This window comes from Salegentibacter echinorum (assembly GCF_900129445.1).
Classification (GTDB): domain Bacteria; phylum Bacteroidota; class Bacteroidia; order Flavobacteriales; family Flavobacteriaceae; genus Salegentibacter; species Salegentibacter echinorum.
The window spans coordinates 23,368-37,705 of the sequence record NZ_FQVT01000012.1 but is presented as its reverse complement, the minus strand read 5'-3'; the positions used below and the strand labels follow the sequence as shown (position 1 = coordinate 37,705).

At 37.0% G+C, this 14,338-nt stretch carries 12 protein-coding genes; 3 read left to right on the top strand and 9 right to left on the bottom strand.

Going from position 1 to position 14,338, the window contains the following annotated elements; all coding sequences use genetic code 11:
* Positions 1–246: 246 nt before the first annotated feature.
* The 4 genes from BUA71_RS13935 to BUA71_RS13920 form a co-directional block, all read right to left on the bottom strand.
* Positions 247–720 (bottom strand): hypothetical protein, encoded by a 474-nt coding sequence (locus BUA71_RS13935; RefSeq protein WP_072880824.1) that lies wholly within the window; start codon positions 718–720, stop codon positions 247–249.
* Between the two features lie 322 nt (positions 721–1,042).
* Positions 1,043–2,188 (bottom strand): tetratricopeptide repeat protein, encoded by a 1,146-nt coding sequence (locus tag BUA71_RS13930; RefSeq protein WP_072880822.1) that lies wholly within the window; start codon positions 2,186–2,188, stop codon positions 1,043–1,045.
* Positions 2,181–3,629, bottom strand: coding sequence for a M56 family metallopeptidase (locus BUA71_RS13925; protein WP_072880820.1), 1,449 nt, complete (start codon positions 3,627–3,629; stop codon positions 2,181–2,183). The genes BUA71_RS13930 and BUA71_RS13925 overlap by 8 nt, the downstream gene beginning before the upstream one ends.
* On the bottom strand, positions 3,629–3,991 hold the full coding sequence (locus tag BUA71_RS13920; protein WP_072880818.1) for a BlaI/MecI/CopY family transcriptional regulator: 363 nt from the start codon (positions 3,989–3,991) through the stop codon (positions 3,629–3,631). The genes BUA71_RS13925 and BUA71_RS13920 overlap by 1 nt, the downstream gene beginning before the upstream one ends.
* A 143-nt stretch (positions 3,992–4,134) precedes the next feature.
* Here BUA71_RS13920 and BUA71_RS13915 point away from each other — a divergent pair, with 143 nt between their 5' ends.
* Positions 4,135–4,632: a DUF456 domain-containing protein gene (locus tag BUA71_RS13915; RefSeq protein ID WP_072880816.1), complete on the top strand. Its 498-nt coding sequence runs from the start codon at positions 4,135–4,137 to the stop codon at positions 4,630–4,632.
* Positions 4,633–5,394: 762 nt separating this feature from the next.
* On the opposite strand, the gene BUA71_RS13910 is transcribed toward BUA71_RS13915, so the two are convergent.
* From BUA71_RS13910 to BUA71_RS13900, 3 genes are read right to left on the bottom strand one after another with little or no spacing between them, the layout of a single operon-like run.
* Entirely contained in the window at positions 5,395–6,087 is a 693-nt protein-coding gene (locus BUA71_RS13910) for an LrgB family protein (protein WP_072880814.1), read from the bottom strand.
* The gene (locus tag BUA71_RS13905) at positions 6,087–6,419 is read right to left on the bottom strand and encodes a CidA/LrgA family protein (protein ID WP_072880812.1); all 333 of its coding nucleotides are present in this window, start codon (positions 6,417–6,419) and stop codon (positions 6,087–6,089) included. Before BUA71_RS13905 ends, BUA71_RS13910 begins: the two co-directional genes overlap by 1 nt.
* On the bottom strand, positions 6,419–7,192 hold the full coding sequence (locus tag BUA71_RS13900) for a creatininase family protein (protein ID WP_072880896.1): 774 nt from the start codon (positions 7,190–7,192) through the stop codon (positions 6,419–6,421). Before BUA71_RS13900 ends, BUA71_RS13905 begins: the two co-directional genes overlap by 1 nt.
* A 344-nt stretch (positions 7,193–7,536) precedes the next feature.
* Between BUA71_RS13900 and BUA71_RS13895 the strand changes: the two genes are divergently transcribed.
* Complete coding sequence (locus tag BUA71_RS13895; protein WP_072880810.1) at positions 7,537–8,586, top strand: flavin-containing monooxygenase; 1,050 nt, start codon at positions 7,537–7,539, stop codon at positions 8,584–8,586.
* Positions 8,587–9,237: 651 nt separating this feature from the next.
* Complete coding sequence (locus BUA71_RS13890) at positions 9,238–9,798, top strand: NADPH-dependent FMN reductase (protein ID WP_072880808.1); 561 nt, start codon at positions 9,238–9,240, stop codon at positions 9,796–9,798.
* Positions 9,799–10,007: 209 nt separating this feature from the next.
* Here the strand turns inward: BUA71_RS13890 and BUA71_RS13885 are convergent, their stop codons facing one another.
* Positions 10,008–13,016, bottom strand: coding sequence for a DNA polymerase III subunit alpha (locus tag BUA71_RS13885; RefSeq protein WP_072880806.1), 3,009 nt, complete (start codon positions 13,014–13,016; stop codon positions 10,008–10,010).
* Positions 13,016–14,230 carry a DNA polymerase IV gene (gene dinB, locus BUA71_RS13880; RefSeq protein WP_072880804.1) on the bottom strand — a complete coding sequence of 405 codons (1,215 nt, stop codon included), beginning with the start codon at positions 14,228–14,230 and terminating at the stop codon, positions 13,016–13,018. The genes BUA71_RS13885 and dinB overlap by 1 nt, the downstream gene beginning before the upstream one ends.
* Positions 14,231–14,338: the final 108 nt, after the last annotated feature.

Below are 14,338 nucleotides of genomic sequence, written 5' to 3'. Positions count from 1 at the left end.
GAATATTTTGTGCAAATAATATTTTGACCAGTCATTCAGAACCTTTCGTCTTTGCTCAAGACAGGCTAAGCTTGCGGAGTGAAGAATCTTTATTCTAAGGGAAAAGATTCCTCCTACGTCGCAATGACAGCTAATTACGAGTATATTAGCTTTTTTTAAACTACAACCTTTGAAAATATACTTTTAACTTCGATCTTCCAGTTTCGTGCTTCTAACTTCTAATTTTCAACCTCTAACTTCAAAACCCTATTCTGCTTTTATAACCACAGGCATTTTAAAAACGGTAGCAACCGGTACGCCGCGTTTACTGGCGGGATATATTTTTGGTAAGGAATCTATACTTTGGTTAAGCCAGGTTCTAAGCTCTGGCAGCTCATTGGTAAGCGTGGTGTCTATTTCTACCGAATCTATCCTGGGCGTTCCCTTTCTGTCAATTTGCAGAAACAAAAATAGCGTGTCGTCTATACTTTGGGTAACTACAGGTTGCTGTTTGGCAAGATAAGCATACACATTTTCTGCAACTTCCTGCTCAAAACATTGGCGCGCCGCAGAGAGTTCTGTGATTTCCTGGCAATCTTTAAAAGCGGGATACTCATCTACTTCTTTCCAGTTTAAGGTCTTAGATTCAAGTTCCAACACCTCTTCTGAAGAGATTTTCTTAGTCTCGAAGTTACAGGAGAGAAATAAAAATACAGCAATAAGGAGTAAAACTCTTTTCATTGGCAATCACGCTTGGACTTTTAGCAAAAGTAAGGAAATTTAAGAGAAGAATGTTTTGAATAATAAATGTGTTAGGCTGTAAAAATCAACAAGCTCGCCCCTGGTATACGAGGTATGCTTCAGAAAAATATCTTTTATTTCGAGGCAAGCCCCCGGGAAATTGAATCCTTGGCTATCGCCCAGCGATTAAAATTTTATATTGTTGGTTTAAAGTAGTTTAGTAATCATCTTAAAAAAAATGATCTAATTTGCTTCAACAAGTTTTGCTTCGACAGGCTGTGCTTCGACGGGCTCAGCAGGACCAGCAGAATAAAACTTCGTACTATTTTTCGGCTAAATGCATCTTTTTCTTTAGATCACTAATTCTATTTTTAGCCCTGGATAACATCCCGGCATTTCCTATATTTTCATACTTGTTAAAATAATCCTGATAATAGTTTATCGCCGCTTTATCATCCTTATAGTAGTTATCGGCAGCTACGGCTCGTTCATAAAGTGCCCGTTCATTTTCGGGATTTTCGGCCAGAGCTTTATTGAAATATTTCAAAGCCTCTTTGTGTTTTTCCTGCATTTTGTAGGTTAATGCCAAGCTTAAATATTCAGCATCTACCGACTGATTTTTTATTAGAATAGCCATAAGAAAATGAGTTTCAGACTTGTCTAAATCACCGGTTAACGCATAAAGTTTTCCCAGGGTATAGTGAGTATCTGAACTACGGTCTTCTATTTGCAATGCATTTTTATACATTTTGATGGCGTCTTTATAATTTCCCTCTCGGTAATAGGCAAAACCCAGTTTCGTATAAATAAATACAGACTCCTGCCCTAGCTGGATTAGCTTTTCATAATGCGGAATTGCTTCTTTATAAAGTTTAAGCGAAGAATATGTTTGCGCCAAAATGGAAAGTAAAGAAGGGTTTTTAGGATTTACTTCAAGCCCCATTTTACTAAAATGCTCGGCCATGGTGTATAGCCGGTTTTGTAGTTTATTTTTGGCCACTTTATACAAAGCGCCCTGGTGGCGTTCGTTTAAAGCAATGGTAAACATAAAATGATGAATCGCCGTGCTATCTTTTTGCTTCTCTTTTATTAAGCCCAGGCGATATTGAAACCTGGCATTTTTAGGATATTGCCTGGCCAAAGCTCTAAAAACACTATCTGCTCGCTTTAGTTGCCCTGCTTTCATGAAAAGTTCGCCATAAGAAACCGCAGTTAATACCCGATTCTGATTATTTTCTAAAACTTTTTTATACTGAAAAAGTGCTTCTTCGGTTTCCCGGTTCGCTGCGTAATTCTTGGCAAGTTTTAAATGGATTTTCTCTGATTTTGGACTTATTTCTTTTAGTGCTGCAATTGCTTTATCATATTCGCCTACGGCATACAAACTATCTGAAACAGCTAAAGCCGAAGTTTGAGCTTCGACTTTGCTAACAAATAACAGTAAAATTATTAGGCCAATTTTACTCATTTACCTGAAAAACTATAGGAAGTGAATACATTGTATTTACCGCTTTCCCTTGCTGTTTGCCCGGTTTCATTTTAGGAAGTTCTGAAATAATCCGCTTAGCTTCGGCTTCTAATTTAGGATTTGCCGCCCTGGATTTTATTTTTTGAATATTACCATTTTCATCTATTTTAAACTGAACAATAACACGATTTATACCGGGCTCGGCATATTTCTGCATTTCATCAGTGTTAAAATTTTTATTTACAAATTGATTGATTTCTTTAGACATACAGTCTTTCTTCTCTGCTTCAGAATTTAAATCCTCACAGCCCGGAAAAACAGGAACTTCATCGATAACTGCAAATGGAATATCATTTCCGTGATCATTTGATTTTCCATTTCTCATATTCGGTGGTAATGGCGGTGGTGGCGGAGTAGTTTGTTTTACCTGTTCCATAATTTCCAGGAATTGTCTTACCTCTTCATTATTGAGCTGTTTTCCATCTTCCAGAGCTGTTTTTATCTCTGCAAGTTGTTCTGAAATGCTTAGATCATCATTTAATTCCTCTTTATCATCTGAACAGGAAACATAAGTGAGCATTAGTAAAAGTAGTGGTAGTACTACCAAATACTTCATTTTTGCGATTGTTTTCGATTTTGATTTTTGTAACATAACTATTCGTTTTTTGATTAATGAATGATTAAAAAATTGATTGATGAATGAAATATTCTGCGTATTAAACGCGGTATTGAGCAATTGCTCATAATAAGATTTTTTTCCTACGCTCTGTAACACTTTTGCATCGGCGATGAATTCGTGCAAAGTGGCAAGCCGGGATTGGTACAGGTACATTAAGGGGTTAAACCAAAATACCAGTTTTAAAACTTCAAAAAACACGAGGTCAAAACTGTGTTTCTCCTTCACATGAACCAATTCGTGCTTTAGGATTTGTTGTCTTTCAGCATCCGCTAATTTCTCACCCAGGAAAACGGTGTTAAAAAAAGTACAGGCTAATTTAGAATCGGGTATTTCTATGATTTTTATCTTCTTATCTTCAGAAATAATACTAAACCGAAAGAGTTTTTTAAGGCTGAAGTATTTCTTTAGCAGAAGTATAAATCCGAATGTAAATCCGCTTAAATAAAGTACCAGCCACCAGTTAATTTCCGTAGCCTGTGCGGTTATATTAACAGCGGGCAATTGCTGAATTCTTTCGGGTTGAGCTCCCGCTCCCAAAATCACTTCTGGCAACCAAACCTGGGAAATTACCGCTACCGAATCGGCCGGCACTAAAGCCGCCAGACCTTCAATCTTTAATAGTGGTAATAAAAAGGATATGATTGGTGTTACTAACAAGTACCATCTATTCAAGGTGAAAAACGTTTCTTTTTTCAGCCAAAACTCATACACCAGCAAAAAGACCAGTTGAAAAATAATGACCTGTAGTATATAGTGTAACATTAGTCTTCTTTTTTATTAATTTCTTTTAAGATCGCCTCCAAATCGGCAGTATCCAGCTCATTCTTTTTCATAAAAAAAGACACCATACTTTTAAAAGACCCATTAAAATAATTATTCATGAGCTTATTAATACTTTGGTTACTGTAAGTTTCCCTGGCGAGCAACGGATAATACCAGTAGCCTTTCCCCCTCTTTTCGTGAGCCACAAAACCTTTATCTTCTAAAATCCTAACAATAGTAGAAACCGTATTATAAGCCGGTTTTGGCTTGGGCATCTCGTCGATAATTGCCGCAACATTGGCTTTTTCTAATTTCCAGAGAATTTGCATAATCTCCTCTTCTGCTTTGGTGAGCTGTTTCATAATATCTATATGTTATTTCTGTCAATTCCAGAACTTTGAACTTTAGATTACAAATATAAACTAAATGTTTAGTTTAACCTAATGATTTAGTTTAAAATATTTTCTGAAACCATTATCTTTGAAGAAATACAAGCAGCATAACTATGGATCTTATTTTATTTATTCTGGGAGCAGTATTAACAATCCTGGGGGTTTTGGGAAGTTTTTTACCGGTGTTGCCCGGGGTACCTTTTAGCTGGTTAGGGTTGTTACTACTCTATTTAGCACCATCGGTTCCCATAAATTACTGGGTTTTGGGTATTTCTTTAATTTTGGCAGTAATAATTTATGCGATGCAAATTATTATTCCTGCAATGGGCACCAAAAGATATGGCGGCAGCAAAACCGGAATGTGGGGCGCAACTATAGGCCTAATCATTGGCATTTTTCTTCCCATACCCTTAGGCATAATTATAGGCGCGTTTGTAGGTGCTTTTGTAGGGGAAATCCTGAATAAAGCAAACTCTAAAAAAGCGATGAAAGCTGCTTATGGCTCTTTTATAGGGTTATTGGCCTCTACATTTATGGAGTTTGTGGTAGCAATTGGCTTCCTTGTATTTTTTAGCTATAAAGCCTGGGAATTTAGAGCGTTTTTATTTTAAAAAAGACTGTTAAGAACATATTTCCCAACTAACGCATCTACATTCCAAACAGTCTTTTTAACAACAAAATTTAGCTGCAAAGACAGCCACTCGCTTCTTTAATCGTATTCACTTGAAGATGGTTTTCACGGCTAATTCAAACTTTCTTCTTTTTGAGGAAGCGAAACTCTACTCATAAATTCTTTCCCCAAAGATAAGCTCAACAGCCGCTGAAAAATATGACAAATGTCAGTATTTGGTTTAAAGTTTTAAGTTCAAAGTCAATGGCGTCTTTAACGTTATTATTGATTTGCTGTAAAACCATATTATCGTAGAATTCTTATAGTTTTTTGAATTAAAGGACTTAATTTTTGATTCAACTGAAATTACCGATTTTTTTCAATTAAGGAGGTCTCGACTGCGCTCGACCAGACATAAGACATTGTTTTTTAGTAATTATAATGTCACTTCGAGCGCAGTCGAGAAGTTTTTCTATGAACTTTTTAGCTTTATAATTATTTAGAACGTTATTGGTTCAAGATATTTATTTTTAAACACTATTGTCCGGTAAAGAAACAAGATCGCTTCGCTGCAAGAAAAAAGAGAAAAGACTAAACTCTAACTAACTGAGAATCCAACTTTTTTCATAAGTGATATTCTTCAATTAACTCTTTTTCGTAAAGATTTCTAATAGCAAGGTGGATAATTATGAAATCGCTTTTGGGCTTTGCTATAAAAGAGAACATGCTAATTAGTTATATTTTTATCGGACATCAATGATTTTTAAAGAAACAATTCCAGCAAATATGGAGTGATTAATGCGGTAATTATTCCATTTACGCACATAGCGAGCCCACTGTAAACTCCCGGCAGTTTACCTTCTTCAAAAGCCCTTGCAGTCCCGATTCCGTGTGAAGTTGTCCCAAGCGCAGTTCCTATTGCGATCTTACTTTTAATCCCTAATTTCTTCAGTAAAAAAGGACCAAAGGCATTGCCAAAAACCCCGGCAGCAAGCACTACCCCGGCAGTAACTTCAGGTACACCTTCAATAAGCCTGCTAATCTCTATGGCAATAGGCGTGGTGACCGATTTTGCTGCGAGGGATTTTATAAGGAAATCTGGAGCTTGTAATAAATAGAGTATCAATACTACGCTTAACACACCGCTTATTCCGCCTATAAAAACCGTGATTAGGAACACTTTTAGATTTTGTTTCACCTCTTCATATTTTTCATAAAAAAATACTCCTAAAGCAACAATAGAAGGTCCTAAAAAGAAGCTAATATACTTACCACCTCGATTGTAAGTTTCAAAATCAATATTAAAAACGAGAAGAAACCCGATGATAAAAAGGATAGCGATTAATACGGGGTTGAAAAACGGATAGTTAAATTTCTTCTGAAGCTTTTCTGCGCCCATATAAGCGCTTATACTTATTAACACTCCAAATACCGGTAATTGAAAAAATTCCTGCATCACTTACCAAATTTTTCCATAATAATTGCAGTCACATAAAGGGCAAACGCTGTACTGGCAATAATTGCTACTGATATTGGCACCCAATAATTGGCAATGATATCAAAGTGCGTCATTAAGCCCACGCCATAGGGAATAAAAAATAGGATTAAGTATTTCATCAATTTATCTGAAGCAGGTTTTACATCTTTTAATTTGATGATTTTAAAACGCAGTGCTAGAAAAATGAGGATCATGCCAAGAATATTCCCGGTAATTGGCATTTCAAAAAAATAGGTGATGGTCTCTCCTAAAAATAAAAATCCGAAAATATAAACTAAAGATTTAAGCATTAGTGATACATATCTTTAAGATCTGCTTCGTGCAATTCCTGCAGAAATTCTGCAATTAAATCGGTGGACTTTTCAAAGAAAACTTCACCTTTTTCGGCAGTTGCCGCTTTGGGATTTCCAACCCCGGTATCTTTAGTGACTTGAGTCCACTCGCGTTGTGCGCTTGCCCAACCTTCCCGTAGAGCGGTTATTTTAAATTCCTTTGCTTTACCGGTACCGGCTTCTTCAAGCGGCAGAACAAGCTGCGGCCGTAGGTGCATAATGGCGGCAGTTTCCAACTCCCCGGCGTGATCACCCGGCTCCTTAAAATAAGGTTTTGCATCTGTTGTTTGCCACCAGTTTACAGAACAGGCAAATAACTTTGGATACTCCAGGCTTAACTCCCTAATCATTTGTTTAAAGTTGTTGCCACCGTGAGCATTTAAGATCACCAACTTATTTATACCGTGTTTTTGCAAAACCTGCGCGACATCTTTTAAGATGGCATACTGGGTTGAGGGATTAAAATTCATACAAAGTTTTACATCCATTTGTCCCGTATTCACTCCAAAAGGAATACAGGGTAAAACAACGGCTTTAGCTTGTTGTTCCCAGGCCTTTCCTGCCGATCTTATGGCAGCTTCCTCGGCCAAAATATTATCTGTGGCATAAGGTAAGTGGTAATTGTGAGCTTCGGTAGCGCCCCAGGGTAAAATAGCGACACTAAACTCCTCGTCTTTTACGTGCTTCCAATTAGTATCGGCCAGCACATAAGGTTTTATCTGTTTTTCCATAATTTTTAAAATTAAGAATTTTTGCTGCATTTAATAGTTTTAAATCCTTATAAAAACGATAATTAAAGGATGCTTTACATCTAAAAAACTTCAGGAGAAATTCTTCTATCCTGTTGTATAAAGTCTGAACCCGAAATATTGACCAGATTGACCTCGTTGCTATACTGCGACTAAGTTTTACCAATATTTTTGATACTCAAAAATAGGTACAACTAAGTCGGGGTTAACCCGCGCAATTAGAAAAATTAATTAATAACCTTGAATAATGCAGGTTAACACGGTCTAAAACTCACAGAATGAACTTCTTATTTATTCAAAAAACCTATCTTTGCAAAAAAAATTGAATGTTAGATTTTGTTGTTATTGGTGCCGCCCAGGCCGGACTTTCTATGGCTTACTATCTTGATAAATTAGGAAAAAATTATCTGGTAGTCGATAAGGAGGATGAAGTTGGCGCATCCTGGTTAAACCGCTGGGATTCTTTAACACTATTTACTCCTTCAGAATTTAACAACTTACCGGGAATGGATTTTCCGGCAAAAAAAGGTTATTATCCCAATAAGGAAGAGGTTGCCAATTATTTTAAGCAATATGCAAAGCGATTTAATATTCAACTTCAGCTGAACACCTTAATTAGCAGTGTTCACAAAGAGCAGGGAATTTTTACGCTAAAACACGAAAACGGAACATTAAAAACCAGGAATTTGGTTATTGCTACCGGACCCTTCCATATACCCTACACCCCCTCTTTTTCTAAAAAGATCTCTGAAGACATTTTTCAAATTCACAGTAATTTTTATAAAAATCCGCAGCAATTACAGGAAGGTGCTGCAATGGTGGTAGGTGCCGGGGATTCCGGATTTCAAATATTAGATGAAATTTCAGATTCTGAGAGAATCACATATTTTTCAGGAGCTACAGATGTACAGGTATTACCACAGGAAATATTGGGTAAAACCCTATGGTGGTGGTTTACCAAAACCGGATTTCTAAGTTTTAGCCGAAAATCCTGGATAGGTCGTAAAATAATTAAATCGCGACAGCCGGTTATTGGCACCGATGTAAAGGGAATTCTCAAGAGGGACAATGTGAAACCCGTTGGAAATACCATAAATGCTGAAGGTAAAACCATTGTCACCGAAACCAGGGAAATTCACGATCTAAAAAACATTATTTGGGCCACCGGTTACCGACCAAACTTTTCCTGGATTGATGGCCTGGAACTCACTAAAGACGGCTATCCCAAACACGACCGGGGCATTAGTAATATAAAAGGACTTTACTTTATTGGTTTACCCTGGCTGCACACGCGTGGATCTGCCACTTTAGGCGGAATAAAAAAAGACGCCGAATATATCGCAAATTACATAAAAGAGGAAGAAGTTTCGGTTTAGGCTAGTTTTAAAGATTTTGAATTTTTTAGACTGAAAAACTCCTTTTTCTACGTCGATTTTTTGTTCTTTTATCCTTCCATAGCCCAGAAATTTCGGGACTGTACCCTCAAAAAAGCCTTCAAATAAGTAAAAACTCGCTAAATTTCACTTCAAGAGGAAAAGTTTAAATAAGTTCAACTAATAACGTCCTAAATAATTATAAAACTAAACAATTCATAGAAAAACTTCTCGACTGCGCTCGAAGTGACATTATAATTTACTAAAAAACGATGTTTTATGCCAGGTCGAGCGCAGTCAAGACCTTTCTAATTTAAAAATCGGTAATTTCAGCTGAATCAAAATGTAAATCCTAAATACAAAAAATCTATAAGAATTCTACTATATCAAGGTTTTACAACAAATCAATTATAAGGTTTTGCACGCCATTGGAGTTCAATTTTAATTATATTGCTTGTTTAGATTTTCACTTAATAAATCCTGGAGCAAATCAGCTAAAACCGTAATACTAATTGATATGATAACTATCCATATTCAAATATTAGTAGGGTTTATCCTTTATTTTTTATATACTTGGCTTTGGAATTATAGCTTATTTAATCCCCTGGTTTTTGTTGAGCTAATTGAATTTAGAAATTATCTAAAACGTATTTTGTGAAAGTAATAATATTTATTGGAAGTGTTGAAAGTGGAGCTAACTCTACAGCAAGTATAATCTCAAACTATCTATTGAAAAGATTAAAAGAAAAGAATATTGAAACTACAGTTTTTAATCTGTCACAAGAAGCTATCCCCATGTTGGATTTCTCATTTCCTGAGACACCTCAAACTGTAAAGAATATGACAGAACAATTTCTTGCAGCAGATACTCACTTTTGGCTAGCTCCTTTATATCACGGAAGCATTCCCGGTGCGATGAAAAATTGTTTGGACTGGCTGGAAACTACATCTCGATTACCAAAACCTTATCTAACAGACAAGAAAGTGGCAACAATTTGTTGGGCAGATGGTGTTCAAGCGATGAATGGAATAAATGCAATGGAAAATATTTCTAAAGCTTTAAGAGCCTGGTCATTACCATATAGTGTTCCCGTAGCTCGTAAAGAACTTATGGATACAGAGAAAGAAGGTGCAATTTCAGGGTTTTATACAGAAAAACTTGATAGACTTATTGAAACTGCTGTTTCAAGAAAAATTTTTGTCAAAGAAGTTTAAATAATGGTTTAGTTAGGTGATATTTAAAACCACTATTCCCCGGTTAAAGAAAATCCTGAGAACCAGAAATTAAGAAACTTTATTGTTGTAGAGCTTACACCAATTCAGCCAAGTAGTGGAGCATTCAAATTCGTTCTTTTTGCGCTCTATTTTCATGGAATAAAAAAGCAACTTCGTTTTCTTTGCTACTCTACAAAACTAAGTTGGTGTTATTCTTGAAATTTATGAGAATTTGAACCTAAAGCAAATTTCCCATAATTATCTACTAACCTGGGGTCACTTAAGGTTTCTTCCCGGGAAATTTGGTTTATCGCGATAGAAATATAGCCCAGATCATTTTTTACCACGCCCCGGCATTTATAAATACCTTTGCTACGTAGCGGAAATTTTGCGGCAATTTTTGAGAATTGAACGGTATCAAAAACCTCATTTTCCACATCATAAAATGTCCCAAAATACATATATTTTCCGTTTGAGGTGCCGGTTTTTTTAACGGTTATCAAATCACCATAAATCGTTATTTCCCGGTCAATATAGTTTTTCAACTCTTTGGCCCGCACCGATTTTTGAATAGGATGTTTTAATAATTTAAATTGATTGGAAAGCGAAAATCCTAAAAGCTGCATCTGGTCAAAAGCTTCCACGAGTTCAGAATATTTAAACTCGGGCAATTTAAAATCTTTTGTAGGCGTAGTAAACAATTTTTCCTGATTGGTCTCTGGTTTTGAGCCCTGTAATTTAAAATGTGCTTTCCAGATCAAATGATGTTTATCGATGCCCGTAAACCGAAAGGCATTTATTTTCAACAATAAACTCAGCTGGTCTATCGAAATATTTATTCGGTCTATAAAATCATTAAAAGACTTAAATCTCCCAAAAAACTGCCGATTTTCCAGGATATGTTGAATGGTCTTCGTTTCCAGCTCTTTAATATAACCCAGTCCTAAGTAGATATCCTTCCCATAGATCACATTGGGATGGTCACTTTTATTAATACAGGGAGGATGTACACGCCCTCCACATTTTCTTATCTCCTGAATATAAGTTTCCAAATTATAAAATCCACCGCCATTATTCAAGGCTGCAACCATAAACTCCAGCGGAAAATACCTTTTTAAATACAAGCTCTGGTAACTTTCTATAGCATAGGAAGCCGAGTGTCCCTTCGGAAAAGCATATCCTGCAAAAGAGGATATTTGTTCCCAAACCTCATCTATAATTTTCTTATCGTATTTCTTCTGAATACAATTATTTCTAAATTTTGCTTCAATTCGCTGCATTTGTCCTTTAGAAGTTTTCTTACCACTCATCCCCCGGCGCAGCACATCGGCATCCTCAAAACTGAGTCCCGCGAACTTATGGGCCACTTTCATCACATCTTCCTGGTACACCATAATCCCATAAGTATCACCCATAATCTCCAGCATCACAGGATGCCCCTGCTTTCTACGTTGTGGATCCCTGTGGCGTTTAATATACTCTTCTTTCATCCCACCGCTGGAAATCCCTGGCCTAATTATAGAACTGGCCGCTACCAGGTTTAAATAATTATCGGTTTGCAGCTTAGTAAGCAAGCCGCGCATTGCCGGGGATTCCACATAAAAAACCCCCATACAATCCCCCGTTTTTAGGAGATTATTGATTTCAGGATCATTTTTAAAGACTGAAACATTTTCAATATCTTCAAGCTTAGCCTGTGGCTGATTTTCCTTTACTAGCGCTATTGCATCGGTGATTTTTGAGAGTCCTCGTTGGGCAAGAATATCAAACTTATGAATGCCTACTTCTTCAGCAATATTCATATCTATCTGCATAGTTTGAAACCCCTTGGGCGGCAAAAAAGTAGCAGCATAATTAAAAACTGAATCATTCAGAATTAAAATTCCACCAGAATGCACACTTAAATAATTGGGAAAACCTTCAATTAACGCACTATATCTTAGCACCAATTGCTCTAGTTGATCCAATTCAGAAAAATTAAAAAAACCGGCAGAAAGTTTATCAATATTCTCTTTTGGCAGGCCAAAAACCTTTCCTAACTCCCTGGCAACCGCACGGCGTTTAAAGGTAACATAAGTTCCCATAAGCGCAGTATGTTCATAGTTTTCAAAAATAAATCGGGTTACCTCGTTGCGATCTTTCCAGGAAAAATCGATGTCAAAATCTGGTGGCGAACTCCGGTTTTCGTTAATAAAACGCTCAAAATATAGATCTAACTCAATGGGATCTACATTGGTAATCCCAATAATATAAGCAATAATCGAGTTGGCACCACTCCCCCGGCCAATAAACGGAAAGTTTTTGGAGCGGGCGTACTGCACAATATCATAATTGATTAAAAAATAGGAAACAAAACCCAGCTTGATAATCGCCTTAAGCTCTTTTTCTACCCGTTCATATACTTTTGCATCGGCTTCTGGATAGCGCGCAGGCAACCTGTCTTTACAAAGCTTTTTTAACCTGGCCACATCTTCCTGTACACTGTTTTCTACAACCTGTAGGTTTCGGTTTTGGGTTTTACCAAACTTAAATTTCACCTCGCAACTATCCACTAGCTTTTGCGTATTTTCTAAAATATAAGGATAATCCTGAAAGGCTTTTTTAATTGTTTTTAAAGGTAAAACCCTTTGAGAATAATCGCCCTGCTCTGTTTCTGGAAGTTTACTGAGCAAAGTATTATTGTCTATGGCTCTTAGCAACCGGTGCGCATTAAAATCCCGCTTATTTCTAAAGCTAAGTGTTTGCTGCAGCATCAACTTTTCTTTAAATGCTAAATATTCTGAAAACTTAAGCTTCCGAAGACTTTCTACCGAAATCCCTATAAATTCATTGGCTTTAAAGCTGGTTTTCTTATGCGCTAAAATCTGCTCAAACGGATAGATAATAAAACAGTCTGGCAATGGCGGTGCTTCAAAATTAAAAGTTTCCTTTTTATGTAATTTATAGGATAGATGTTCATTAAGCTGAAGAAATCCCTGGTTATTCTTTGCGATGCCCACATATTGTTGCTCGGCGCCATTTCTAAAATCGATACCCACCAACGGGTTTATACCAAATCCTGAAGCTATTTTTATAAAATTAAGACAGGCCGAAGTGTTATTAATATCGGTAAGCGCGAGATGTCTTACTTTAAAATCTCGGGCAAGTTCACAGAGCTTTTCTACAGAAAAAGTTCCGTAGCGCAACGAGTACCAGGTATGGGAGTTTAAATAAAACATTATTGCTTTCTATGTGCTAAAACGGTTGGTGGTTCCCCGTTAAACGGATTATCCATTCGGCCAATAGTTTTGGTGCCCAAAGTTACCGCCCGCCGTACGCTGTGTTCCCCAAACTGGTTCTTAATTTTATCTAAGGAATTATACAGATTTAGCATATCCTGAGAATCATCAAAAAGGTTGATTTGATAGTTACCGCCCACCAAACCACTAAATCTTACACCAATAAGACGAATAAGCAACCTGCGGGTGTAAAGTTTTTTAAATAATTCCTCAACCTTGGGAATAAGAATATGATCTGCACTGGTGTATGGGATTTTAACCTGCTTACTTTGAGTTTGAAAATCTGAATAACGAATTTTCACGCTCACTACCGAGGTAAGTTTCCCACCCCTGCGCAGTTGATAAGCCAGGCTATCGGCCATGGCTACCAGGGTCGCGTGCAACCTTACCATATCTATGGTATCTTTGCCAAAAGTACGCTCGGTAGAAATAGACTTTCTTTCGTGGTAGGGAATAATGGGAGTATTATCGAGCCCATGAGCACGTTTCCAAATCGTCCTGCCTGTTTTACCAAAAACGCTCTCCAACATTTCTACCGGCATCTCCTGGATGGTACTTATTTTTCGAACTCCCAAATTGATCAACTTCTGAAAGGTTTTTCCGCCTACCATAGGAATTTTACTTACACTTAAAGGAGCCAAAAAATTTCTTTCGTTTCCCTGTTGTACAATCATTTCGGCATTTGGTTTGCCTTCTCCGGTGGCTATTTTAGAAACAACCTTATTTTGTGAGAGCCCAAAAGAAATGGGAAGTCCGCTTTCTTTTATGATCTTTTGTCTAAGCTCGTGGGCAAATTTGTTGATGCCAAAAAACTTATCCATTCCGCTTAAATCGGCATAAAACTCATCTACACTGGCTTTTTCAAAACTAGGCACCTCACTTTTAATAATTTCGGTAACCGTTTGGGAGTGTTTGGTATAAGTGCCGGCATTTCCTTTTATAACCGTAGCCTGCGGACATAGCTGCCGGGCGACTTTCATGGGCATCCCAGATTGAACCCCATAAGTTCGCGTTTCATAACTGCAAGCAGCAACCACCCCACGATCGCCCAGTCCGCCCACAATTAATGGCCTATTGTTAAGCCTGCTATCCAGTTTCCTTTCTACCGACACAAAGAAAGCATCGAGATCCAGATGAATTATAGACTTTTTCATTTGCAATTGGATAATTTCCTATTATTAGTATTTTTTCCAAATTTACAAAAATTAAAAAGTTCTGTGGGTATTTATAAAAATCAAAAAAGTTAAAAATTTGATTAGGGC